At 65.7% G+C, this 23,399-nt stretch carries 19 protein-coding genes and 1 riboswitch; of the genes, 9 read left to right on the top strand and 10 right to left on the bottom strand.

The window, feature by feature from the left end; translation table 11 throughout:
• Nucleotides 1–116 precede the first annotated feature (116 nt).
• On the bottom strand, nucleotides 117–1,262 hold the full coding sequence (locus tag RT424_RS11610) for a cell wall hydrolase (protein WP_313438006.1): 1,146 nt from the start codon (nucleotides 1,260–1,262) through the stop codon (nucleotides 117–119).
• 208 nt (nucleotides 1,263–1,470) lie between these two features.
• Nucleotides 1,471–1,662, top strand: a riboswitch (cobalamin riboswitch).
• A gap of 101 nt (nucleotides 1,663–1,763) precedes the next feature.
• On the opposite strand from RT424_RS11610, the gene RT424_RS11605 reads away from it, so the two are divergent.
• The 5 genes from RT424_RS11605 (at nucleotide 1,764) to RT424_RS11585 (ending at nucleotide 8,611) form a co-directional block, all read left to right on the top strand.
• Nucleotides 1,764–3,596, top strand: coding sequence for a TonB-dependent receptor domain-containing protein (locus tag RT424_RS11605; protein ID WP_313438003.1), 1,833 nt, complete (start codon nucleotides 1,764–1,766; stop codon nucleotides 3,594–3,596).
• Nucleotides 3,593–4,570, top strand: a complete 978-nt coding sequence (locus RT424_RS11600) for an ABC transporter substrate-binding protein (protein ID WP_313438000.1) — start codon at nucleotides 3,593–3,595, stop codon at nucleotides 4,568–4,570. Before RT424_RS11605 ends, RT424_RS11600 begins: the two co-directional genes overlap by 4 nt.
• On the top strand, nucleotides 4,567–5,535 hold the full coding sequence (locus tag RT424_RS11595; RefSeq protein WP_313437998.1) for an iron ABC transporter permease: 969 nt from the start codon (nucleotides 4,567–4,569) through the stop codon (nucleotides 5,533–5,535). Before RT424_RS11600 ends, RT424_RS11595 begins: the two co-directional genes overlap by 4 nt.
• Nucleotides 5,532–6,311 (top strand): ABC transporter ATP-binding protein, encoded by a 780-nt coding sequence (locus tag RT424_RS11590; RefSeq protein ID WP_313437995.1) that lies wholly within the window; start codon nucleotides 5,532–5,534, stop codon nucleotides 6,309–6,311. Before RT424_RS11595 ends, RT424_RS11590 begins: the two co-directional genes overlap by 4 nt.
• A gap of 119 nt (nucleotides 6,312–6,430) precedes the next feature.
• On the top strand, nucleotides 6,431–8,611 hold the full coding sequence (locus RT424_RS11585; protein ID WP_313437993.1) for a TonB-dependent receptor: 2,181 nt from the start codon (nucleotides 6,431–6,433) through the stop codon (nucleotides 8,609–8,611).
• A 401-nt stretch (nucleotides 8,612–9,012) separates the two neighbouring features.
• On the opposite strand, the gene RT424_RS11580 is transcribed toward RT424_RS11585, so the two are convergent.
• The 3 genes from RT424_RS11580 to RT424_RS11570 form a co-directional block, all read right to left on the bottom strand.
• Nucleotides 9,013–11,169, bottom strand: a complete 2,157-nt coding sequence (locus tag RT424_RS11580; protein WP_313437990.1) for a M3 family metallopeptidase — start codon at nucleotides 11,167–11,169, stop codon at nucleotides 9,013–9,015.
• A 290-nt stretch (nucleotides 11,170–11,459) separates the two neighbouring features.
• Nucleotides 11,460–11,618: a hypothetical protein gene (locus tag RT424_RS11575; protein ID WP_313437987.1), complete on the bottom strand. Its 159-nt coding sequence runs from the start codon at nucleotides 11,616–11,618 to the stop codon at nucleotides 11,460–11,462.
• A 95-nt stretch (nucleotides 11,619–11,713) separates the two neighbouring features.
• On the bottom strand, nucleotides 11,714–12,139 hold the full coding sequence (locus tag RT424_RS11570; protein ID WP_313437984.1) for an Rrf2 family transcriptional regulator: 426 nt from the start codon (nucleotides 12,137–12,139) through the stop codon (nucleotides 11,714–11,716).
• 94 nt (nucleotides 12,140–12,233) lie between these two features.
• On the opposite strand from RT424_RS11570, the gene RT424_RS11565 reads away from it, so the two are divergent.
• Nucleotides 12,234–12,686, top strand: a complete 453-nt coding sequence (locus RT424_RS11565) for a globin domain-containing protein (RefSeq protein WP_313437981.1) — start codon at nucleotides 12,234–12,236, stop codon at nucleotides 12,684–12,686.
• 189 nt (nucleotides 12,687–12,875) lie between these two features.
• Here RT424_RS11565 and RT424_RS11560 read toward each other — a convergent pair whose 3' ends face one another.
• A complete protein-coding gene (locus RT424_RS11560; RefSeq protein ID WP_313437978.1) occupies nucleotides 12,876–13,460 on the bottom strand; it encodes a septal ring lytic transglycosylase RlpA family protein in 585 nt (194 codons plus the stop codon).
• Nucleotides 13,461–13,567: 107 nt separating this feature from the next.
• On the opposite strand from RT424_RS11560, the gene RT424_RS11555 reads away from it, so the two are divergent.
• Nucleotides 13,568–15,076: an AarF/UbiB family protein gene (locus RT424_RS11555; RefSeq protein WP_313437975.1), complete on the top strand. Its 1,509-nt coding sequence runs from the start codon at nucleotides 13,568–13,570 to the stop codon at nucleotides 15,074–15,076.
• A gap of 1 nt (nucleotide 15,077) precedes the next feature.
• On the opposite strand, the gene RT424_RS11550 is transcribed toward RT424_RS11555, so the two are convergent.
• The 5 genes from RT424_RS11550 to RT424_RS11530 form a co-directional block, all read right to left on the bottom strand.
• Complete coding sequence (locus tag RT424_RS11550) at nucleotides 15,078–16,769, bottom strand: M28 family metallopeptidase (RefSeq protein WP_313437972.1); 1,692 nt, start codon at nucleotides 16,767–16,769, stop codon at nucleotides 15,078–15,080.
• A 250-nt stretch (nucleotides 16,770–17,019) separates the two neighbouring features.
• On the bottom strand, nucleotides 17,020–17,361 hold the full coding sequence (locus tag RT424_RS11545) for a hypothetical protein (RefSeq protein WP_313437970.1): 342 nt from the start codon (nucleotides 17,359–17,361) through the stop codon (nucleotides 17,020–17,022).
• Between the two features lie 113 nt (nucleotides 17,362–17,474).
• On the bottom strand, nucleotides 17,475–17,942 hold the full coding sequence (locus RT424_RS11540) for an SRPBCC domain-containing protein (protein ID WP_313437968.1): 468 nt from the start codon (nucleotides 17,940–17,942) through the stop codon (nucleotides 17,475–17,477).
• Nucleotides 17,943–17,978: 36 nt separating this feature from the next.
• Nucleotides 17,979–18,386 (bottom strand): hypothetical protein, encoded by a 408-nt coding sequence (locus RT424_RS11535; RefSeq protein ID WP_313437965.1) that lies wholly within the window; start codon nucleotides 18,384–18,386, stop codon nucleotides 17,979–17,981.
• Between the two features lie 239 nt (nucleotides 18,387–18,625).
• Nucleotides 18,626–19,015 (bottom strand): UrcA family protein, encoded by a 390-nt coding sequence (locus tag RT424_RS11530; protein WP_313437962.1) that lies wholly within the window; start codon nucleotides 19,013–19,015, stop codon nucleotides 18,626–18,628.
• Nucleotides 19,016–19,507: 492 nt separating this feature from the next.
• On the opposite strand from RT424_RS11530, the gene uvrA reads away from it, so the two are divergent.
• Nucleotides 19,508–22,414 carry an excinuclease ABC subunit UvrA gene (uvrA, locus tag RT424_RS11525; RefSeq protein WP_313437959.1) on the top strand — a complete coding sequence of 969 codons (2,907 nt, stop codon included), beginning with the start codon at nucleotides 19,508–19,510 and terminating at the stop codon, nucleotides 22,412–22,414.
• Nucleotides 22,415–22,728: 314 nt separating this feature from the next.
• On the top strand, nucleotides 22,729–23,399 hold a 671-nt coding region (locus tag RT424_RS11520; protein ID WP_313437956.1), incomplete at its 3' end, for a ParA family protein.

Genomic DNA, 23,399 nt, shown 5'->3' with positions numbered 1-23,399 from the left:
CTCTTCTTCAAGACGCTCAGGGGTGGCGTCTTCCCGGCCGGTTATAGGATGGAGCCGCTAAGCCTTGATGAGAGCGTATGGTTGCCAAAATCTTGCGGCCGATGCTTGGGAATTCCTTAAGGGCGGGGCTGCGCGATCCATTTTCCGGAATTGGCGTATTCCGGGCGCACGCCGGTAGCTTCGGGAAGATTGCGCGCGCGGTAGAGATCCTCGCCGCCCCGTTCGCGCACATCGTTTGAATAGGCGGGGTTCGAATAGATGGGGCCGGAAGGTGCGGCCTGCACCGTCGGAACTGCGACGGCCTCTGCCCGAACGGGCGCGGCACCCTCGAATGTGCGCTGCACGGCCAGTGGGTCGAGCACGGCGCTGGCGAGGGCGCTGGCTGCGGAATCGTCGCGGCGATGCGGCGCGGCGAGCGGTTCTCCGCCGAGATAGGCGAAACGGAACGAGGCCGGGTTTCCGGCCGCGCCGTTGAAGGCGTAGAAACGGTGCGCGCCGATCGTCGTGAGGTAATGGAGGCTCGGCGCCCAGTAGGGGCTGATCTGGATGGTATGATAATGCGTGGCCAGCCCGACCGGCGCATAGACCTGGCCCGACAGCGCGGCATGGGCCACCTCTTCGGCGCGCCGCCAGAAGTAGCGCTGCGGCGCGCGGGCGAGCGAACCGTCGCAGGTGAAGGAGAACTGGCAGCCGGTCGGCCGCTCCGACCCCTGGTAGACGACGCCGCAGACGGTCTTGGGATAGGCCGGGTGGGCAAGCCGGTTGAGCACGACTTGCGCCACCGCGCGCTGGCCGCCGTCCGGCTCGCTGGCGGCTTCATAATAGATCGCGGCAGTGAGGCACTGGAGCGCGCGGCTGCGGTCCCCCCCGGAATTGTCGATCCTGAGAGCGCGGGCGACGGGGCCGATGGCGCCGCCTTCTGCATCCGAATGAATGCCTTCCCCGACCTTGAGCACCGGCTGCTCGGCTTCGAGATAGTAATAGGCCGAGCCGGGGAAGCTGGCGCCCGGCTGTTCGAAAGGCATGGGTAGCACCGGCTGGTTCGCCGCCATGTCGCCGCCGACCGTCAAGCCATCCCACGCGGTGAGCGGCGGAGAGGCGAAGGCGGGCAGGGCGATCGCCACCAGCCCGGCCGCGCCGAATGTCCAGCGCTGCCGTCTGCGCTGAAGCCGCCGGCGTCCGCCGCGCACGAAATTGCCTTGGAAGTCGCGCGGGCGCGGCTCCCAGGTTTCGGTGCAGGAAGGACGGGCGGTGGCGGTCAATTCGGATCCTCTCGGCGCATCTCGATGGGGCGCCATTTGCGCCTATCCTGCTTTCGCCTTCGCGGCATCCACCGAGATCGGCGCGTCCCGAAGCGGTACAGGCGCGGGGGATACGCTGAATCGCTTAAGAGTCTGTTTGCGATTTCCCCCGGCGATACCGTGGAACCACCCAAGCGCCCCGCTTGCCAATCCCCGCGCGGCCCAGTACTCCGCGCGCTACGTCATGGGTGGCCCGGAGCCGGGCCCTTAGAGGGAATTTCGGCGCAAGTCGAAAAGCTGCCCCCGCAACTGTGACCGGGGAGCGCCCCTTCCACGCGATGCCACTGGGTCAAACCGGGAAGGCGGAGGGCGGCGCGACGATCCGGGAGCCAGGAGACCTGCCCGTGACGGTCGTTCCGCAGCCGGGCGGGGTGTCCCGGCTTGCAGCGAGCCCGTGCGCATGAGGAAAGGCGCGCGGCTCCGCCATGGACGGCACTTGTCGTTCAGGTTGGAGGAATACGCGTGAAATACCTGTTTCTGTTGGGGACCGCACTCGCGGTCTCGACGCCCTTTGCCACCGCCGCACTGGCGGACGAAGCGGCCATCGATAATATCGTCGTCACCGCGACCCGCATCGAAACGCCCACGAGCCAGATCGGCCAGTCCGTCTCGGTTGTCACCCGCGAGGATATCGAACGCACCCAGGCGGTAACCGCCACCGACGTGCTGGCGCGCCTGCCGGGCGTGACCTTCACCCAGTCGGGCGGCTTCGGCCAGCCGGCCAGCGTCTTCATCCGCGGCGCCGAGAACGCGCAGAGCCTGGTCCTGATCGACGGCGTGCGCATCAACGATCCGGGCGACGTGGGCGGCGGCTTCGACTTCGGCAGCCTGGCCGTGGGCCAGTTCGACCGCATCGAAGTGGTACGCGGATCCTCCGGCGTGCTCTGGGGTAGCCGCGCGATCGGCGGCGTGATCAACCTCATCACCGCGCGCCCGACCGAGGAATGGACCGCGCGCGGCCAGGCCGAATATGGCTGGCGCGACCAGAAGCAGCTCGGCGCCTCGGCAGCGGGCAAAGTGGGTCCGGTCGGGCTGACGCTGGGCGGCAACTGGCTCAAGGGTGACGGCTATTCCGCTTTCAACGAGCGCCGCGGCGGCCAGGAAAAGGATGGCTTCGAAAGCAAGAGCGCCAATGCCCGCGCCGAAGTGCAGATCCTGGACGGCTTCTCCGCCGACGCCGGAACCTACTGGACCAAGGCCAATTACGACTACGACAATACCGGTGCCGACGCCCTGAACGTGGGCATGAAGCGCGACACCGTGGGCTATGCCAACTTGCGCTACAAGGGCCTCGACGGCCGCCTGACCGCGCGGCTCGGCTACGGCCTTACCGATACGCGCCGCATCTCCGACGACGCGGTGTTCGGTCCCTTCACCACCAACGGCCGCAACGATCGCTTCGAGGGGCAGGTCTCCTACAGCCCGATCGACATGGTCAGCGTGCTGGTCGGCGCCGAGACCGAGAAGCAGAAGTTCTCGGACAACTACGGCTCGAAGGATTCGACGTCGATCGACAGCGTCTTCGGCATGGTCACCTTGCGCCCGGTCACCGGCCTGACGCTGAACGGCGGCGTGCGCTATGACGACAATTCGGACTTCGGCAGCAAGACCACTTTCTCGGCCAACGGTGCCTGGGTGATCGGCGGCAGCGAGGAAGCCCCGATCCTGCGCGCCAGCTATGGCGAGGGCTTCAAGGCGCCCTCGCTCTACCAGCTCTACACCAACGCCGGCTTCCGCGCGCTCGATCCCGAGACGTCGAAGTCCTGGGACGTCGGCGTGGAGCAGCCCTTCGCGGATGGCCACGGCACCTTCTCGGTCACCTACTTCGATCGCAAGACGAAGAACCTGATCGACTACGATCTGGCCGCGTGGAACTACTACAATGTCGGCCGCGCCCGCGCCAAGGGCGTGGAACTGGGCATGCAGGTTACCGACTGGGAAGGCTTCGACATGAGCCTTTCGGCCACCTACCTCGATGCCACCAACGAGATCACCGGCGCACGCCTTGCCCGTCGCCCCAAGACCAACCTCTATGCCAGCCTCGACAAGCGCTGGGCGGCGGGCTTCCGCCTGGGTGCCGACTTGCGCGTGGGCGGCGGACGCTACGATGATGTCGCCAACGTCAATTATCTCGGCGGAAACCTCGTGGTCGGCCTGCGCACCGCCTATGATGTGACGCAGAATATCCAGGTCTACGGCCGTATCGAGAACCTGTTCGACGAGCATTACGAAGTCGTGCGGACATATGGCACACCCGGACGCGCGGCTTATGCCGGGGTCCGGGTGAAGATGTGATCCTGTCGTCTGCCCTGACGACCGCGGTTGTACGGGGCAGGCGCAAGGCCCGGCGGTTCCTTGCCGTGCTGGCTCTGGTCGGCTCGGCAATACTGGCGGGCTGCGGGGGCGGTGGCACCACCGAGGCCGCCCCCGCGGAACCGGCGCGCGAAGGGGTCCCGACTGGCGCCCCGACGATCGTCTCGCTCAACCCCTGCACCGATGCGATCCTGGCCGAAGTGACGGGGCCGGGGCAGTTGCTGGCGATCTCCAGCTATAGCCACGACCCCGAAAGCAGCTCCATGCCCATGGCCGAGGCACGACGCTTCCGCGCGATCGCGGGAACGGTGGAGGAAGTGGCGACGATCCATCCGCGCGTGGTGGTCGCCAGCGCCTTCCTCGATCCTGCCAGCGAGGCTGCGTTCCGGCGGCTGGGCTACCGGCTGATCAAAATGCCGATCGCCCCGGACCTCGCCTCCGCGCGGGAGCAGGTGCGCGAACTGGCCCGGCTGACGGGCCATCCCGAAAAAGGCGAAAAGCTCGTCGCGCGGATCGACGCTGCCGTGGCACGCAACGCGCCGCCGTCGGCATGGCGACAGGTTCCGGCACTGGTGTGGGAATCCGGTGGACTGGTGGCCGGCGACCGGACCCTGATCGTTGACATGATGAGGCACACCGGCTTTACGAATGTTGCCGGCGCGCGAGGTCTTTCCCAGGCCGATTACCTGCCTCTGGAGAACGTGCTGGCGGACCCGCCGCGCGTGGTCTTCGCGGTGGGCGATCCGCTCGCCGAGGAGGATCGAATGCTGCACCATCCGGCGCTTTCCGCGCTGAAGAGTACCCGGCGGTTCCAGCTCAGCCGTTCCATCCTGTGGTGTGGCGGACCGACCATTCCGCGCGCGCTGGACGAGCTGGCGGCGGCTCACCGGGCTTACGTCTTGTCGCAGGCGTTCTCACAGGCGCCGCGTGCAGGGACGTCTTCACCCCGGCCATGAACTTGCGTTTCGTCCTGCTGCTGGCCATCGCGCTCTGTATCGCGGTGCCGCTGTCGTTGCTGGCGGGCCGCGTCTGGATCAATCCCCTGGCGCCGGAACTGCACAGCGCCTCGATCATCCTCCTGCAATTGCGCATGCCGCGCGCGGTGCTGGCGCTCGTGCTGGGCGCTGGCCTGGGTGCGTCGGGCGCGGCGATGCAGGGGTACCTCCGTAATCCGCTGGCCGACCCCGGCCTGTTCGGCATTGCACCGGGCGCAGCGCTGGGCGCGGTGCTGAGTTTCTGGACCGGCTATGCCTCGGCCCCCTGGATGCTGCCGGTTTTCGCGCTGATCGGAGCGGGCGGGGCCATGGCCCTGCTGGCACTGATCGCCGGGCGCGGCGGCGGCGTGGCGCTGTTCACGCTGGCGGGGCTCATGGTGTCCAGTCTGGCCGGCGCGCTGATGAGCCTGGCGATCAGCCTCACCCCGTCGCCTTTCGCGATGAGCGAGATCGTCACCTGGATGATGGGCTCGCTGGCCGACCGGTCGTGGCGGGAAGTTTGGATCGCGGCGCCGCTCACGCTCGCGGGGGTCGGCGTCTTGCTCTACGTCGGGCGTGACCTTGACGCCATGACCCTCGGCGAGATGGCCGCGCGCTCGCTGGGCGTGGAGCCGCTGCGGCTTCAGGTGTTGATGATCGTGGGCGTGGGGCTGGTCGTCGGCGCGGGCGTGGCGGTGGCGGGGATCATCGGCTTCGTCGGCCTGATGGTGCCGCATCTGGTGCGGCCGATGACCGACCGCAAGCCGTCCTCGTTGATCCTGCCATCCGCCCTGGCCGGAGCGCTGCTGCTGCTCATCGCGGACTGTCTCTGCCGCATCCTGCCGCTCGCGGGCGGAGAGCTGCGGCTGGGCATCGCGCTCAGCCTGCTTGGCGCGCCGTTCTTCCTGCGGCTGCTGCTGCGGATGCGGCGGGGGATGGTGGCATGAGCTTCGGGGCCGAGAACGTGACGGTGGCAGGCCGGCTCGACGGGGTTTCGCTCAATTGCCGCCGCGGTATGGTCACCGCGATCTGCGGCCCCAACGGGGCGGGCAAGTCCACGCTGCTTTCGGTGATTGCAGGGTTGATCAGGCCCGACGCCGGGCAGGCGGTGATGGGCGGGCGTCCGCTCACCGCCGTTTCGCTCGCGCAGCGGTCGCAGTGGATCGGATACCTGCCGCAGTCGCCCGAAGTGGCCTGGGACGTTTCGGTGGAAGTGCTGATCTCGCTCGGCCGCCTGCCCTGGCGGGGAGCCCCCGCCACCGAAACGCAGGCCGCGATCGAGGACGCCATCGCCGCGATGGACCTGCAGGACTTGCGCCATCGGCCGGTCTCCACGCTCTCGGGCGGCGAACGTGCCCGTGCGCTGATGGCCCGCGTCCTGGCGACCCAGCCCGGCTGGCTGCTTGCGGACGAGCCCTTCGCCAGTCTCGACCTTGCCCACGGCGCGGCGCTGATGCAGCGGTTCCGCCAGCAGGCGCGGGCTGGCAAGGGCGTGGTCCTCGTGCTGCATGACCTGGCGACGGCGATGAACCATGCCGATCAGGTGCTGGTGCTGGCGAAGGGCAGGGTGGAGGCGGAAGGGCCGCCGGAAATGGCGCTTTCGCATGAGGTAGTCAGCAGGGTGTGGAACTGCCCGGCACACTGGTTGGGCGAACCCGGCGAACGCGCGCTTTCGATCGGCGCCCCTGCGCCGCTGGCCGTGGATTTCCGGCAACAGTTCTAGGCCTCCGATCCGACACTCCCTTTCGGGCTATTGCAACGCATTCGCATATGCGTCATGGCGCGTGAAAATCGCCTCGGGCAGAATTGCCCTAGGATGAAATCGTTTTCAGGGATCAAGCCATGTCGATCGAAGCCAGCAGTTCCATCCGCTTTTCGGCGCTTCTCCTGGCCGGCGCCAGTCTGCTCGCGCCGATCGCGGCTCTCGCGGAAGAAGCACCGGCCCCGGCGGACGACATTCTCGTCACCGCGCAGCGGGCGAACCAGACGCAAGTCAGCGGCAATGGCAGCCTGGGTGCACTGGGCGACAAGGCGGCCGAGGACATTCCGTTCAACTTGCGCGCCTACAACGAAGCGCTGATCCTCAACCAGCAGCCGGACAGCCTGGGCGAAGTGCTGGAGAACGATCCGACCATCCGCACCACCCTGGGCTTCGGAATCGCCGGCGAAGTCTTCGTGATCCGCGGCTTCGAACTCGCTTCGGACGATGTCGGCTTCGACGGTCTCTATGGCATCACCCCGCGCCAGCTGGTGGCGCCGGAGCTGTTCTCTTCGGTGCAGGTGATCAACGGCGCCAGCGCCTTCCTCAACGGCGCGGCGCCCGGCGGCAGCGGCATCGGCGGCAGCGTCAACCTGCTGCCGAAGAAGGCGGAGCGCGACATGATCCGCGCGACGGTCGGCTATACCTCGGACTCGCACTTCTCCGGCGCGCTCGACGTCGCCCGTCGCTTCGGCCCGAACGGCGAATGGGGCGTGCGCGTCAACGGCTCGGCCCGGCGCGGCGACATCGCCATCGATAACGAGTTCCATTCCAGCTACGTGCTGGGCGGCACGGTCGACTATGACAGCGGCCCGCTGCGCGCCATGCTGAACGTGAACTACCAGCGCCTGCGCCAGAGCAACTGGCGCCCCAAGGTGGGCATCGTCGATGTCATCCCGCGCGTGCCCAAGGCGGACGCCAACTACTCGCAGCCCTGGAGCAAGATCCAGACCGAAGACTTCTTCGGCACCCTCAGCCTGGAATACGATCTGGCCGACAACGCGATGATCTATGCCAAGGTCGGCGCGCGCGACGGCAAGGAGGACCAGGTCACGGCGGGCATCAGCGTGACCGACCCCGTCACCGGCGCGGCCACCGGCAGCGGTTCCTATGTTCCCCGCACCGACAACAACGAATCCGCCACCACCGGCCTGCGTGTGAAGCTGAACGGCGGCGGCGTGAGCCACGAGATCAATATGGGCGTGTCTGCCAGCTGGCAGGTCAACCGCAACGCCTTTGATTCGCTGGCCGGTTACGCCACGAATTTGTATGACACGCCGGTCGTCGCGCGTCCGCCCTCAGCCGCCGTATTCGGCAATGTCGACGATCCTTTCCCGATGAGCCGCACGCGCGTCGCCAGCGTCTTCGCCTCCGACACGGTGGGCTTCTGGGAAGACCGCATCCTGATCACCGGCGGCCTGCGCCTTCAGCAGATCAAGACCACCTCCTACTCTTATGCGGACGGCGCAAAGGCGAGCGGCTACAACAAGGACGCGATCACGCCGGTGGTGGGCGTCGTGATCAAGCCGGTGGAAGGGCTGTCGCTCTACGGCAACCGCATCGAGGGATTGATTCCAGGTTCCACTGCTGCTGTCACGGCCAACATCAACGGCATCGACTTTCCGGTCACCAACGGCGGGCAGGTGCTGGCGCCGGTCAAGTCGGTGCAGTACGAAGTGGGCGGTAAGCTCGCCATGGGCCGCTTCAATGCGGGCCTCGCGGTGTTCCAGATCGACAAGCCCAACACCTTCTATCGCCCCGACGCCGACAATGCCGGCTTCTATGAGTTCGGCAACTATGGCCAGCAGCGTAACCGCGGCGTGGAGTTCACCCTCGACGGTGAGCCCGTCGACGGCCTGCGCGTCATCGGCGGTGTGACCTACACCGATGCGGAACTGCGGCGCACCGACGGCGGCGTGGACCAGGGCAACAACGCAGCGGGTGTGCCGGACTGGCTCGCCAACGCCAACGTCGAGTGGGATCTGCCGTTCCTCCCCGCGCTGACCCTGACCGGGCGGGTGGTCTACACCGGCAAGCAGGCGGTGGACCGGGCTAACACGCTGGAACTGAACGATTGGACCCGCTTCGACCTCGGTGCGCGGTACGTAGCGCTGTTGGGCGACAGCACGCCGCTGACGCTGCGCTTCAACGTCGATAACGTCGCCAACAAGCGCTACTGGGCCTCGGCCTTCGCGGTGTTCGGAACGCAGCTGCTTCAGGGCAGCCCGCGTACCTTCAAGGCATCGGCCTCGATCGAGTTCTGAGAGTTTGCGGCACCGGCCTAGGGGGCTGGACCGGTGCCGCCCCCAAAAGCGATAGCCGCCGCTCCGGAATACGGAGCGGCGGCTTTTTCGTGTCTGGCGCGGTTGCGTCGGCCCAGCCGAAAGGCCCGCCTTCGGGCGAGGCAACGATTGCTACATACTGGCTAGAAGATCGTCGTCGTCCCGGACTTGATCCGGGACCGCTGGCAATCCTTCAGGCGATAGCTCGCAGGGAAGGTCCTCGCGGAGAGGTGGGTTGTTCACGGCCAGCGGTCCCGGATCAAGTCCGGGACGACGAGATGTAAGAAGGGCTCCGTTCCCGTGAACGGAGCCCTTCGCGTCGTCAGGCAGCTCGCAATGACGAAGGATGAAAGGGGACGGGCTTCAGCCCGCGAGCCTCGTCCTTACTGGGCCTTGGGTGCCAGTCCCCGCGCTTCCAGCATCGGCTGGACTTGCGGATCATGGCCGGTGAAGTCGCGGTAGAGTTCCGCGAAGTCCTTGGTGTGGCCCTGGCCGAGGAAGGTCTTGCGGATGTGGTCGCCGTTGGCGCGGGTCATGCCGCCGTGCTTTTCCACCCAGTCCCAGCCGTCGTGAGCGAGCATCTCGGTCCAGATGTACGAATAGTACCCGGCCGCATAGCCGTTGTCCCAGATATGGCGGAAGTACGGGGTCTTGTAGCGCGGCGGGATCATGTCGGTGTTGAGCCCGGTGGCCGCCAGGGCCTTGGCCTCGAAGGCCATCGGCGGCTGCGCGGCTTCTTCCGGCGAAAGCTGGTGCCACTGGATGTCGACCATCGCCGCCGACAGCGTCTCGCCCAGGCCCAGGCCCTGGTTGAAGGTCTCTGCCGCCTTGATCTTGGCGATCAGTTCCGCCGGGATCGTCGCGCCGGTCTGGTAGTGCTTGGCGTAGTTGTTCAGCACTTCGGGGATCGTCGCGAAGTTCTCGTTGAACTGGCTGGGGAACTCCACGAAGTCGCGCGCGGTGTTGGTGCCCGAGAGCGAGGGGTACTTCTGGCTGGCGAAGAAGCCATGCAGCGCGTGGCCGAATTCGTGGAACATGGTCTCCACGTTGTCGAAGCTGACGAGCGCGGGCTGGCCGTCGGCGGGGGGCGCGATGTTCAGCGTGTTGGACACCACCGGCTTCTCGCCCAGCAGGTAGGATTGCTCGACGAAGTTGTTCATCCAGGCGCCGCCGCGCTTGTTGGAGCGGGCGAAGGGATCGAAATAGAAGATCGCCTGCTGCTTGCCGTCGGCGTCGATCACGTCATAGGCGCGCATCGTCGGATGGTAGACCGGCAGGTCGGTGCGGCGCTTGAAGGTCAGGCCATAGGTCTTGTTGGCGGCATAGAACACGCCGTCTTCCAGGGTGCGCCAGACTTCGAAGTAAGGCTTGATCTGGCTTTCGTCGAGGTCGTACTTCGCCTTGCGGACCTTCTCGGCGTAGTAGGACCAGTCCCAGGCTTCCAGCTTGATGTTCTGGCCCTCGGCCTTGGCAGCCGCTTCGAGCAGGGCGGCCTCGCGGTCCTGCGTGGCGCGCAGGGCGGGGACGAAGCCCTTCATGAACTCCATCGCCTTGGCGGGCGTCTTCACCATGCGGTCGTACATCTGGTACGTCGCGAAGTCGGGCGCGCCGAGCAGTTTCGCCTTCTTCGCGCGCAGCGTGGCGATCTGGGTGATCATCCCGGTGGTGTCGTACTGGTCGCCGCCCGAGGTGCGGTTGACGCTGGCGTCCCACAGCGTCTTGCGGCTGTCGCGATTCTTGAGGCTGGTGAGCGCGGCCTGCTGCGTGGTGTTGTCCAGCGCGAGCATGAACTTGCCGGCATGGCCCTTTTCGGCGGCCAGCTTGGCGGCGGCGGCGATCTCGGCCTGCGAGAGCCCGTCGAGCTGCGCGGCGGTGTCGAAGATCGGCGCCTTGGCGGCGGTGGCCGTGGTCAGCTTCTGCGCGAAGGCGGTTTCGAGCTTGGCGATCTCCAGGTTCATTGCCTTCAGCTCGACCTTCTGCTCGGCCGAGAGCAGGGCGCCGCGGTGGACGAACTTGTCGTAGGTGGTCGCCAGCAGCATGGCGTCCTCGCCGGTCAGCGCCTTGCCTGCGGCGCTGTCATGCACGGCCTCGACGCGGGCGAACAGGGCGTCGTCGAGGTAGATGTCGTCGTTGAGCGCGGAAACCTGCGGGCTGACGGCGGTGTCGATGGCATCCAGCGTATCGTTGGTATTGGCCGAGGTCAGCTGGCTGAAGACGTTGTAGGCCCGGTCGTAGAGCGAGCCGGTACGCTCCATCGCGACGATCGTGTTCTCGAACGTCGGCTTGGCCTTGTTGGCGGCGATGGCTTTGATCTCGGCACGCTTGGCGGCAATGCCGGCCTCGATGGCGGGCTGCCAGTCGCTGTCCTTGTACTGCGTGAAGTCCGGGGCATGGAGCGGCAGCGTGCTCGGCTTGGCGAAGGGGCCGGTATAGGCGGGAGCCGCAGCAGCGGTCTTCGCAAGTGCCGTCACGGAAAATCCTCCAAGCAGGGCCGCGCCGAGCACGAGCGGAGCGGCGGCGGCCATGAGCCGGGTCTTCATCGTTCTTTTCTCCTGGCTTCGGCGACCCGGAAGAATGTGTCCGGAAAAAGGACGTGCAACGCCTTGCCCACGGATTGCGGACAAGGACGTTTCGGGCGCGCCGAAATGATCAACGGGAGAGGTTGAAGCGCAGAAAACCGGGGGGTGCAAGCGCAAGGGACGCCGGATCAGGCGGGTTGCGCAAATGACGTATACGACATTTCTTAAGGCGCAGGAATACGCGCCGGAACGCAATCAAGTTGCGCTCCGGCGCGCCGTCAGGTCGCTCCGACAAGGGGGAATCGGTCCGGTCAGTTCGACCGGAAGCGACCTTTGGTCCACACACGCATGGGATCGGTGCCGTCCTCGTGATCGCGGCGATGTTCTTCCCGCTGACGATCCAGGATCAACGAACCCGTCTTGCGCGCGAACCTGCTGCGGCGAAACGGAATTTCGGCTCCGATGTTCATTTCAGGCTCTCCTCTTTCGAGGAAGAACGCGGCCGGGGAGGGGAAAGTTCCCGAAAGACCGAGATGAGGACGGCGGCGCGGGACGTCCAGGCCGCCTAGGCGTCTCCGGGAACGCCGAGCAGGAACGGCAGCCTTGTCCCAGCCGCTGCATCCGCCAGCGTATGCGCATCCAGCTCCGCCAAAAAGGCGCTCATCGCCTGGCGCAGGATCGCGGAAAGGCCGCAGGCCGCCTGAAGCAGGCAGTTGCCGCAATCGGCCGGGGTGATGTTGGGCTCCGTCAGGCGCACCACTTCGCCCAGCGTGATCCGATCCGCCGGACGACCGAGGCGAAAGCCGCCGTTACGGCCGCGCACGGTTTCCAGATAACCGGCATTGCCGAGCAGGTTGACCACTTTCATCGCGTGGTTGCGAGAGATGGCGTGCGCATCGGCCACTTGCGCGATGGAGACCAGCCGCGCCGGGTCGACCGCGACGTGAAGCAGGATGCGCAAGGCGTAGTCGGTGTGCGCGGTGAGGCGCAAGGCCAGTCTCCGATAAATGATGCGCCTACTTTACATCTTTTCCGTTCGGCGTATAGATGCATTCAGTTTGCATCTTTTAAGAGGACGAATCGAAATGGCCGCTCCGCTCAGCGAACAGACCATCGCCACGATCAAGGCCACCGCGCCCGCGCTCCAGCAACACGGCGTGGAGATCACCACGCGCATGTATGGCCGACTGTTCCAGAACGAGGATGTGCGCGCCATGTTCGACCAGGCCGCGCAGGATTCGGGCGAGCAGCCGCGTCGGCTGGCCGCGGCGATCCTTGGCTATGCGCAGAACGTGGACAAGCTCCAGAACCTGACCGGCGCGGTGGCGCGCATGGTGCAGCGCCATGTCGACACCGGCGTCAAGGCCGAGCACTATCCGCTGGTGGCCGAAGCCCTGCTTCCCGCCATCCGCGAAGTTCTGGGCGAAGACGTCGCCACCGACGCAGTTCTCGCCGCCTGGGGCGAGGCCTACTGGTTCCTGGCGGACATCCTGATCGGCAAGGAAGCAGAGGCTTACGCGGAGCTGGAAGAGGCGTGAGTCTGGTGGAATAAGCCAAGGCTTGAAATCCGTCGTCCCGGACTTGATCCGGGACCGCTGGCCGCGCGTCACCCAACTCTCGGCTGGGCGCCTTTCTTCAAAGTCTCGCCTGAAGAACTGCCAGCGGTCCCGGATCGAGTCCGGGACGACGTTTGTCTTCCGCGTCTTTCTTCAACCTGTCCGCCGGTTCTACCGCGTCCCCACGCCGCTCTCGAATTGCGACTGGAGGTTCGCCAAGGTCGCGCCCGATACCGGCGGCAGGTCTTGCGCGGTCTTGCCCTTGCGCAAGGCGGCGCGGTCCTTTTCAGTGGGGTCCACCACGCGCACGCGGACGGCCGCCTTGCCTTTGGCCCTCACACCCAGCGCCTCCGCGGCCCCGCGCGAAAGGTCGATGATGCGGGCGCTTTCCCCGAACGGCCCGCGGTCGTTGACGCGCACCAGGATGCGGCGGCCGGTGTCGAGCGCGGTCACTTCGACATAGCTGGGCAGGGGCAGCGTGGTATGTGCCCCGGTGATCCACTTCGGCTGGAACCGCTCGCCATTCGCCACCTGGTTGCCGGACTCGCTGCCGTACCAGGTCGCATAGCCCAGGACGTCGTAGCCGGGCTGGGCGGCGGGCGTATAGGTCTGGCCGCGCACCTTGTAGGGCGCGCCGACGCGGATCGGGGTGTCGCTGACCGGACGGAACTTCGTGCCGCCGCCGCAGGCCGCCAGGGCGCAAGACAGTGCCAATGCGAATGCGGGCCTCAGCGCCCCGGTTAAACTACCGCCCATGTGCCGCTCCTACCTTCCGGACGGCGGCGCTGTCCACGGGGCTATTCTTGCAATGGGCGGAACCCGGTGGCGAGGCGGCAGGTTGTGCAGGGTCGAAGGAGTCAGGCATGTTCAAGTCGATAGCCGTGGCCGCGCGGGACCGGGGCCGAATGGCGGAAGTCTCGGCGGTGATCGCCCGGTTCGGGCTGGACTCGCTGGCGGCGCGGCTGGGGCTGGGCGAGAGCGAAGCGGCGGAAGGAACCGAACCGCGCGACTTGCCGACCCGCGTGCGCCAGGCGCTGGAAGCGCTCGGCCCCACCTATGTGAAGCTCGGCCAGATTCTCGCCACCCGGCGCGACTTGCTGCCGGACCCCTGGATCGCCGCTTTCGAGCAACTCCAGAGCGATGCGCCGCGCATCCCCTTCGAAGCCTTGCGCGGCGAAGTCGAAGCCGCGCTGGGCGAAGCGCCCGAGAGCGCCTTCGCGCATTTTGACAGCGAGCCGCTGGCCGCCGCCTCGATCGCGCAAGTCCACCGCGCCCGGCTGAAGGACGGCACCGAAGTGGTGGTGAAGATCCGCCGCCCCGGCATTCGCGCGCGGATGGAGGCCGATCTCAGGCTGATGCGCCATCTCGCCGCGCTGGCCGAAGCGCGCAGCGCCATGGTGCGCCGGATGAAGCCCGCCGCGATGATCGAGCAACTGGGGCGCGAGATCCTCGACGAGCTGGATTTCACCAACGAGGGCCGCAATGCCGACCTGCTGCGCGCCGATCTCGTTTCGCTGAAACGCGTGGTTGTGCCGCGCATCCATTGGCAATGGACCGGCGAGCAGGTGCTGGTCATGGACTATGTGGAGGGCATTCCCCCGCGCGATCCGGCGGTGCTGACGGCGGCGGGGATCGACCCGTCGCGAATCGCGGCGCTGGGTGCGGAACTGGTGCTGGAAATGGTGCTGGTCAACGGCCGTTTCCATGCCGACCCGCATCCGGGCAACCTGTTGTGCCTTCCGGAAGACAGGCTGGCCCTCCTCGATCTCGGCTCGGTGGGCTTCGTCAGCCCGCGTCGCCAGCATGAGTTCCTGACTTTCATCCTCGCCTTGCGCAGCGGCGATCCCGGCGGCGTGGCCGACATGCTGGCGACCTGGTCCGAAAGCGGCGAAGTCCCGCGCGAAAAGCTGCTGCGGGCTTCCGAGCGGCTGGTGTCGCGGCACGGCACCGGCGCGCTGGTGCTGAACGCGATGGTGGCGGACTTCTTCCCGCTGCTGCGGCAGGAGGGGCTGGTGCTGCCGCCCGACCTGGTGCTGATCTTCAAGGCGATGGTGACGATGGACGGCGTGCTTTCCGGCATCGCTCCGGACTTCGACCTTTCGGAAGCGCTCGGGCGGATGCGCGGCAAGCTGGTCGCCTCGCGGTTGCAGCGCCTGGCCGCGCCGGACAAGCTGGAGACGGCGCTGCTCGAACTCTCGCGCGTGGTCGAGGAAGCGCCGCGCTTCCTGCGCGCGGCCTCGGCGCGGATGGAGGCGCCGTCACCGACTGCGCGCGACGACGGCACCGCGCGGGCGGTAAGGCTGGCCGGCTGGCTGGTGGGCGGCGCGGTGGTGATCCACGCCGCCGTCCAGCTGCTCGTTCACTGGGCCTGAGTTATTTTCTCGCCGCGTCCGACTTATCGCGCACGGCCTTGAACTCGGAGCCTGCCTTCCACTGCGGCCACCTGGCCGAGCCCGCGAGGTCTTCGCCGATCGTGCGGACCAGTTCCACGTCCTGCACCGCGCCTTCCATCTTCCAGTCGGGCGACCAGGCGTCGCAGGCCTGATGGTAGCACTGGCCGGTATAGGCATCGATCCAGGCCTGCCCCGCCTTGACGCCGCCTTGCTTGAGATCGGAAGCCCCGGCAATGCCCATCATCAGCATCACCGGCACGCCGCGCTTGGCGAAGGAGAAGTGGTCGGCGCGGTAGAACAGCCCGCGCTCCGGCAGGCTTTCCGCCGTCACCCGGCGTCCTTGCGAGGCGGCGACGCGGGCCATGTCGTCCTCCAGCGTGTCCTGCCCCTTGCCGATCAGGGTCACGTCGTTGGCAAGCCCTGCCGTCTGGAGCACGTCGATGGTGAGGTTGGCGACGGTCTTCTCCATCGGGAACACCGGGTTGGCGGCGTAGAATTCCGATCCCAGCAGCCCGCGTTCCTCGGCGGTCCAGGCCGCGAAGACTACCGTGCGCTGCGGCGCCGGAGCCGCCTTCATGACGCGGGCGATGTCGAAGAGGGCGGCCACGCCCACCGCGTCGTCGTTGGCGCCCGCCCGGTAGATGCGGCCTTGAGCATCCGGCGCGCCCTTGCCGTAAGCGTCCCAGTGCGCGCCGAACATCACCACTTCGTCCTTGCGCGCGGTGCCGGGGATCTGCGCCAGCACATTGTGGCTCATGACTTCCTCGTGGCCCACCGGCACGTCGGCGTCGAACGTCACGCCCTTGAGCACGACCGGCTTGAAGTCCGGCCGGCGCGCCGCCACCGACAGCCTGGCGAGATCGAGCCCCGCCGAGGCGAACAGCCGCGTCGCCGCATCGCCCGACAGCCAGCCCTGGAGCGCGACGCTGGTGAGCTGGTCGGCCCCTCGCACGATGTCGTAGTTCTCGCCGCCGGGGCTGGTGACGACGTTCCAGCCATAGCCCGCGCCCTCGGTCTCGTGGACGATCAGCGCGCCCACCGCGCCCTGGCGCGCGGCTTCCTCGAACTTGTAGGTCCAGCGGCCGTAATAGGTCATCGTGCGACCGCCGAACTTGCCCGCGGCGGGCTCGCCCTTCGCGGCATGGAAATCGGGATCGTTGACCAGGAACACCACGACCTTGCCCTTGAGGTCCAAGCCCTTGAAATCGTCCCAGCCGCGCTCCGGCGCCTTCACGCCATAGCCGACGAAGACCACCGGCGCCTGCGCGATGCGCGCGCTGTCGTCCGGCCTCAGGGTGGAGAGGTAGACGTCCTTGGCGACCGTCAGCGGCATCGCGCCCTTGGGGCCGGAGAAAGCCAGCGTGCCGGGCTTACCGAGCGTGGTGTGGAGCAGCGGCACCTTCTGCACCCACTGGCCGTCCGGCCCGGCGGGCTGGAGGCCGATGTCCTGGAACCGGGCGATGAGGTAGCCGATGGTGCGCTCTTCGCCCACCGTCCCCGGCGCGCGGCCCTCGAAAGTATCGGAGGCCAGCGTCTTCACATCGGCCACGATGCGATCGCCGTCTATCGCTTGCCTGGCGGGGGCGGGCGCGGGTGCGGCTGCGCGGGCGGTTGCGGGAAGGGTAACGGCGAGCAGCGCGGCGAGCGGCGCAAGGAGCAGCGAAGTCTTCATGGCTAGCGCTTTTAGGACGCCGGGCAGGTGAGGCAAGGGGCGGAGCGCATGAACGTCGTCCCGGACTTGATCCGGGACCGCTGGCGTAGCGTCACCCGACTATCGGCTGGGCGCCCGCTTGCAAGCTCCCGCCTAAAGAACGGCCAGCGGTCCCGGATCAAGTCCGGGACGACGAAACTGCCGCGTAGACTTGGATAAGAGAGTTCCTACCGCCTGCTACATTCGTCATCCAGACGACAGGCATTGCGGGCTAGCCGTCGTTCTTAAGAAGCGTCCTTCCAATCAGCCAGAAGTGAAGAATCTGGATAAAGACGAACATTGCACCAATCCCGATGAAGGTTGGAAGCACCATACCTTCCTGCCCGGCCCGAGGCGCTACATTGCGAGACAGGATGATCAGACTCACAAACACTGAAAAGGCCAGTGCGGGGATAAAGGCGAGGGCCAGCGGGCGCGGCGCAGACCAAGTCACTTCCCTGGTCAGCCACCACTGCATCGGTAGACGATCTTCGCCTCGGAACCGTACATTGGCTAGCCAGGCAAGACCGCAAAGAGCCAGGCTGAAGAGCACGCCAGTGATAATAAGGTTCATAAGCTAGGCTCCAAGACTCTAGCGTATCTCGCGGCGCTGCGTCTGCAACTGCAGATTGCTCCAGAACGACTGCTTCCGGGCGAAAACGGGCAACCAAACCCATCTCCCAGCCCCTACCGATAAAACCCCTCGCGCAGCTTCACGCCGTGCTCCAGCCAGACCTTCAGTGCCGCCAGCATGCCCGTCCAGCCCTCGCAGTTCGCGTAGGAGGCCTTTATGCCCTCGGGCGTGTCCGACCAGCCTTCCTCGGTGATCTGCACGAGGGTGCGCCCGTCATCGAGCATTTCGAAGGCCAGCGTGACGAGGGTGCGGTACTCGCCTTCCTCGTCGGGGAGGACGGCCTCCTTGTCGCCGCCCCAGCGGAGCAGGACGTGGCGGTCCTTCACCGCTTCCACGACATGGACCGGAAAGGCGCCGGGGAAGTCGTGGAAGTCCCAGGAGACGACTGTGCCGGTTTCCAGGCGCCCCTTGGCGCCGCCGGTCGTGAAGTAGTGCGATAGCGAGGCGGGGTCGGCGACGGCTTCGAAAACGTCGCCGATTGGTTTGGCGATCCTGCCGGAGACGGTGAACCTGGGTTTCATCGTAGTTCTCCCTCGTTCGCCGCTTCTACCGTATTTCTACTCGCAGCGCGAATAGTCTCCGGCGCGGCAGGCGTTCACGTCGCGGCGCCATTGTGCCAGGTCCGCCTCGTAGTCGCGACGGGCCTGGGCATAGTCCCGGGACTCATAAGAGGGAGACTGGTCGGCATAGTCCCGGCGGCTGGTCTGGTAATCGTCCTCATCGTCGCGAGACTCGGCATATCGGTCGTCGCCGCCGCCGTTCGCGCGGTCATAAGCCTTCCAGCCGGAAGCGTACTGTGCATCGCGCTTGCGGACATATTCCAGCTGATCGCGATTGAGCTTGCGGATGATCGCGGCGTCGCGCGCGATGTCCTCGGGCGACATGCGGTCGTTGGGATCGTCGGCCCGCGCCGTGCCGGAAAATGCCTGCGTGGAAAGCGCCAGCGTCGCCAGCGCGAACACCATTCGCCCGGCTCCTGTTCGTGGCCCCTTCATACTTCCCGTCTCCGTCCCTGGATGATCCTTGCGTTCTGTGACGAGACGATGGGGTGGATGCAAACAGGGATGCGACGAACCGCAGGCCGCAGCGACGAGCCGGGACTTGCCTGAGCCGGATTGCCGATTTTCCGGCAGGACGCCCGGAAAAGGAAAGTCGTCGACCGGAGCCCTCCCGTCGACGACTTTCCCAGGCCGTGGAAAATGCTTTAGCGGCCGCGTGCGGCAGTGATCGCGATCGGCTTGGCCATGGCCAGCTGTCCGGGATTTTCACGCGCGGCCATGCGCGTTGCCAGAAGCTCGTCTCTCGCGGCGAAAGCGCGATCGCGCGAAGCATCGCGGCAATCGTGGATGTCGTCGAGTTCTTCCAGTTGATGCGTGTAGACCGGGCCGCAGACGGCGCGAACCGCGACTTCCAGCCGCTTGTTGAGCGTATCGATGCCGTCCTGCGAATCGAGGTTGAGGTCACTGTAGCGGACTTCGCGTTGAGGAACGTCGCGCAGAGAGTTGTCCTTCACGACGACTTCGGCGGTAGCGGTCCCGGCGGTGGCCACGGCCACCAGGCCGATGGCGGCGAATGCGGTACGAAAGTTGGTCATCTGTCTTCTCCGTTTGCTCAAGAGTGCAGGTTCTCTCGGCGCAGGCCCCCACGGCCCGCGTTGCAGGATCTGCAAAGCGACCTCGATAGACGAAGGAAGTCTTGGCCAAACAACGATTACGTCGCAGGGCGGTTGCCGACTTCATCAATCATGTATGTACTTTAAAATTGCCCCATCGATCTCGTCCCGGCTGGGTGGCAATGTCTGGACATTACTTTATCAAGTAAGTGAGACATGAAGCAAAAGGCGAGTCGGTATTCTTTACAGGCCCATTCTCTATTGCTCATAACCACGCCGTATTCAAGTCATCCAGAGGGGTGCATCGGTAAACGACATAGAACGACCGACCGGCGACATGCGGTGTTCCGCCAAATTGCGCAAACCGTTGCAATCCGGCCGGGCGTTCCCACATGAGGCCCCGTCCTTGCAGGCCGAATGCTTCTGGTCGCGGCTGCTTGCGCTTTGCGAACAAATCTGGAACACGTCACCTCCATGAGTCTCTCCCACATCACGGTGCGCGGTGCGCGCGAGCACAATCTCAAGGGCTTCGACATCGAGCTTCCGCGCGAGAAGCTGATCGTCATCACCGGGCTTTCGGGCTCGGGGAAATCCAGCCTCGCCTTCGACACGATCTATGCCGAGGGGCAGCGCCGCTATGTCGAGAGCCTGTCGGCCTATGCGCGGCAGTTCCTGGAGATGATGCAGAAGCCGGACGTCGAGCATATCGACGGCCTCAGCCCCGCGATCTCGATCGAGCAGAAGACCACCAGCCGCAACCCGCGCTCCACGGTGGCGACGGTGACGGAGATCTGGGACTACATGCGCCTGCTCTGGGCGCGCGTGGGCATTCCCTATTCGCCCGCCACCGGCCTGCCGATCGAGGCGCAGACCGTGTCCAACATGGTCGACCGGATGATGGAACTGCCCGAAGGCACCCGCGCCTACCTGCTCGCGCCGGTCGTGCGCGGCCGCAAGGGCGAATATCGCAAGGAACTGGCCGAGTGGCAGAAGGCGGGCTACACCCGCGTGCGCATCGACGGCGAACTCTACGCCATCGAGGACGCCCCCGCGCTCGACAAGAAGTACAAGCACGACATCGAAGTCGTGGTGGACCGTATCGCGGTCAAGGACGGCATCCAGACCCGCCTGGCCGACAGCTTCGAACAGGCACTGAAGCTGGCCGAGGGGCTGGCCTATATCGACCTTGCCGATGGCGTCGTGCCGGGGCGCGAGGGCGAGGGGAAGGGCGGCAAGAAGACGCTCAAGGGCACCGGCCTGCCGCCCAACCGCATCGTCTTCTCCGAAAAGTTCGCCTGCCCGGTCAGCGGCTTCACGATCGAGGAGATCGAGCCGCGCCTGTTTTCGTTCAACGCCCCGCAGGGCGCCTGCCCGGCCTGCGACGGGTTGGGTGAGAAGCTGCTGTTCGATCCGCAGCTGGTGGTGCCGAACGAGCATCTCAGCCTCAAGCAGGGCGCCGTGGTGCCCTGGGCCAAGTCGAACCCGCCTTCACCCTACTACATGCAGGTGCTCTCCAGCCTGGCCGGGCACTTCGGGTTCGACCTCACCACGCCGTGGGACGCGCTCTCGCCGGAGGTGAAGATCGTCATCCTCTACGGCACCGCGGGCAAGGCCGTGCCGCTGACGTTCAAGGACGGCAAGAAGGAATACACGGTCAACAAGCCGTTCGAAGGCGTGATCGGCAATCTCAACCGCCGCATGATCCAGACCGACTCTGCCTGGATGCGCGAGGAACTGTCCAAGTTCCAGACCGCGCAGCCCTGCGAGACTTGCGAGGGCAAGCGCCTCAAGCCCGAGGCGCTCTCGGTGAAGATCGCCGGCAGCGACATTGCCGACGCCGCGCGCCTTTCGGTGTCGGACGGTTTCGCGTGGTTCGGGGAGCTTGAGGGCAAGCTGACCAGCCAGCAGCAGCAGATCGCCAAGGCCATCCTCAAGGAGATCAACGAGCGTCTCGGCTTCCTCAACAACGTCGGGCTCGATTACCTCAACCTCGACCGCACCAGCGGCACGCTGTCGGGCGGCGAGAGCCAGCGCATCCGTCTCGCCAGCCAGATCGGCTCGGGCTTGTCGGGCGTGCTCTACGTGCTCGACGAACCCTCCATCGGCCTCCACCAGCGCGACAACGACATGCTGCTGGAAACGCTCAAGCGCCTGCGCGACCTCGGCAATACCGTGATCGTCGTCGAGCATGACGAGGACGCCATCCGCACCGCCGACCACATTGTAGACCTCGGCCCCGGCGCCGGTGTCCATGGCGGGGAAGTCGTGGCGGAAGGCACGCTGAAGCAGGTGCTGAAAGCCAAGAACAGCCTCACCGCCGCCTACCTCAACGGCACCCGCAAGATCGAGGTGCCCAAGGCGCGCCGCAAGGGCAACGGCAAGAAGATCGTGGTCGAGAACGCCCGCGCCAACAACTTGCGCAACGTGACGGCGGAATTCCCGCTCGGCACCTTCTGCTGCGTCACCGGCGTGTCCGGCTCGGGCAAGTCGTCGCTCACCATCGATACCTTGCAGGCGGGCGCCTCGCGCCAGCTCAACGGCGCGCGCGTCGTCGCCGGGGCGCATGACCGGATCACCGGGCTCGAAAACTGCGACAAGGTGATCGAGATCGACCAGTCGCCGATCGGCCGCACCCCGCGCTCCAACCCCGCCACCTACACCGGCGCCTTCACCCAGATCCGCGACTGGTTCGCGGGCCTGCCGGAATCGGAAGCGCGCGGCTACAAGGCCGGGCGCTTCAGCTTCAACGTCAAGGGCGGCCGCTGCGAGGCCTGCCAGGGCGACGGCCTCATCAAGATCGAGATGCACTTCCTGCCCGACGTCTACGTCACCTGCGAGGAATGCCACGGCAAGCGCTACAACCGCGAAACGCTGGAAGTGAAGTTCAAGGGCCACTCCATCGCCGACGTGCTCGACATGACGATCGAGGACGCGGAAGAGTTCTTCAAGGCCGTGCCGCCCATCCGCGACAAGATGCACATGCTGAACGAGGTCGGCCTCGGCTACGTCAAGGTCGGCCAGCAGGCCACCACGCTCTCCGGCGGCGAAGCGCAGCGCGTCAAGCTCGCCAAGGAACTCGCCCGCCGCTCCACCGGCCAGACGCTCTACATCCTCGACGAGCCCACCACCGGCCTCCACTTCGAGGACGTGCGCAAGCTGCTCGAAGTGCTCCACCGCCTTGTCGAGCAGGGCAATTCGGTCGTGGTGATCGAGCACAACCTCGACGTCATCAAGACCGCCGACTGGATCATCGACATGGGCCCCGAAGGCGGCGTCCGCGGCGGCCAGGTCATCGCCGAGGGCACCCCGGAGGATATCGTCAAGGTGAAGAAGTCCTTCACCGGGCACTATCTGAAGCCGTTGCTGGTGGCAGGAAAGTAAACCGCAGCCGCATCCGCCAGCAGGCTTTCCCTCACCCGTCGTCCCGGACCTGATCCGGGACCGCTGGCCTGTTCAGCCGAGACTTGGCTGAAGCGCGGAGGCGCGAAGAAAAGGGAGAAAATGCGAGGGCCATCGCCCTCGCGCTCCCGAAATGGCTTGCGCTACTTTCCCGAATGACGGCTACGCGCCCTTTTTCGGTCATCAGAGGTCGCTTTTTTAATGCCCAAAATGGGCCGCCCCCATGCCTGGCGGGGAGCAGGCCATTGATTACAACGAGAATACTGCCTAGCATTATTTCACGAAAAGGGGCACCGATGACACACAAACAGATAGCGTTTTTTAACCACAAGGGCGGAGTTTCAAAAACCACATCTGTTTTCCACATCGGATGGATGTTAGCCAAGCAGGGTAAAAAGGTGGTTCTTGTTGATTGCGATCCGCAGTGCAATCTTACAGGGCTTCTTTTGGACTATTCAGCCTCAGAAGTGTACCCTTTTGAGGGCGGTCAACAGCCCTTGAATATAAGAGATGGTTTGGCTCCGGCGTTTGAAGCACGCCCAGTTCCACTTGCTCCGGTCAAGCTTCAGGAAATCGTCAATTGTCCGGGATTATTCGTACTTCCGGGTCATGTCGGGCTTGCAGAGTACGAAAGCCAGCTTGCCATCGCGCATGAACTTTCCACATCCCTTGCAGCATTGCAAAATATTCCCGGTTCACTGCGATGGCTACTGGATCTAACCGCAGCATCTGTCGATGCAGATTACATCTTGGTAGATATGAGTCCCAGTCTGGGCGCTTTAAACCAGAATCTTTTTACAACCAGCGATGCTTTTGTAATACCGATGGCCCCCGACTTTTTTTCTGCGATGGCGCTTCGGTCATTAAGCCGTATTCTTCCGAAATGGCACTTGTGGTCGGCGCGTGCAGCAGAACAACAAGCGCTTCAAGAATCGGCCTATCCGTGGCCCACAAAGACCCCGAAATA

The sequence above is a fragment of the Novosphingobium sp. genome, assembly GCF_032093395.1.
Taxonomy (GTDB): Bacteria; Pseudomonadota; Alphaproteobacteria; order Sphingomonadales; family Sphingomonadaceae; genus Novosphingobium.
This window is presented reverse-complemented; position numbering and strand designations above follow the sequence as displayed.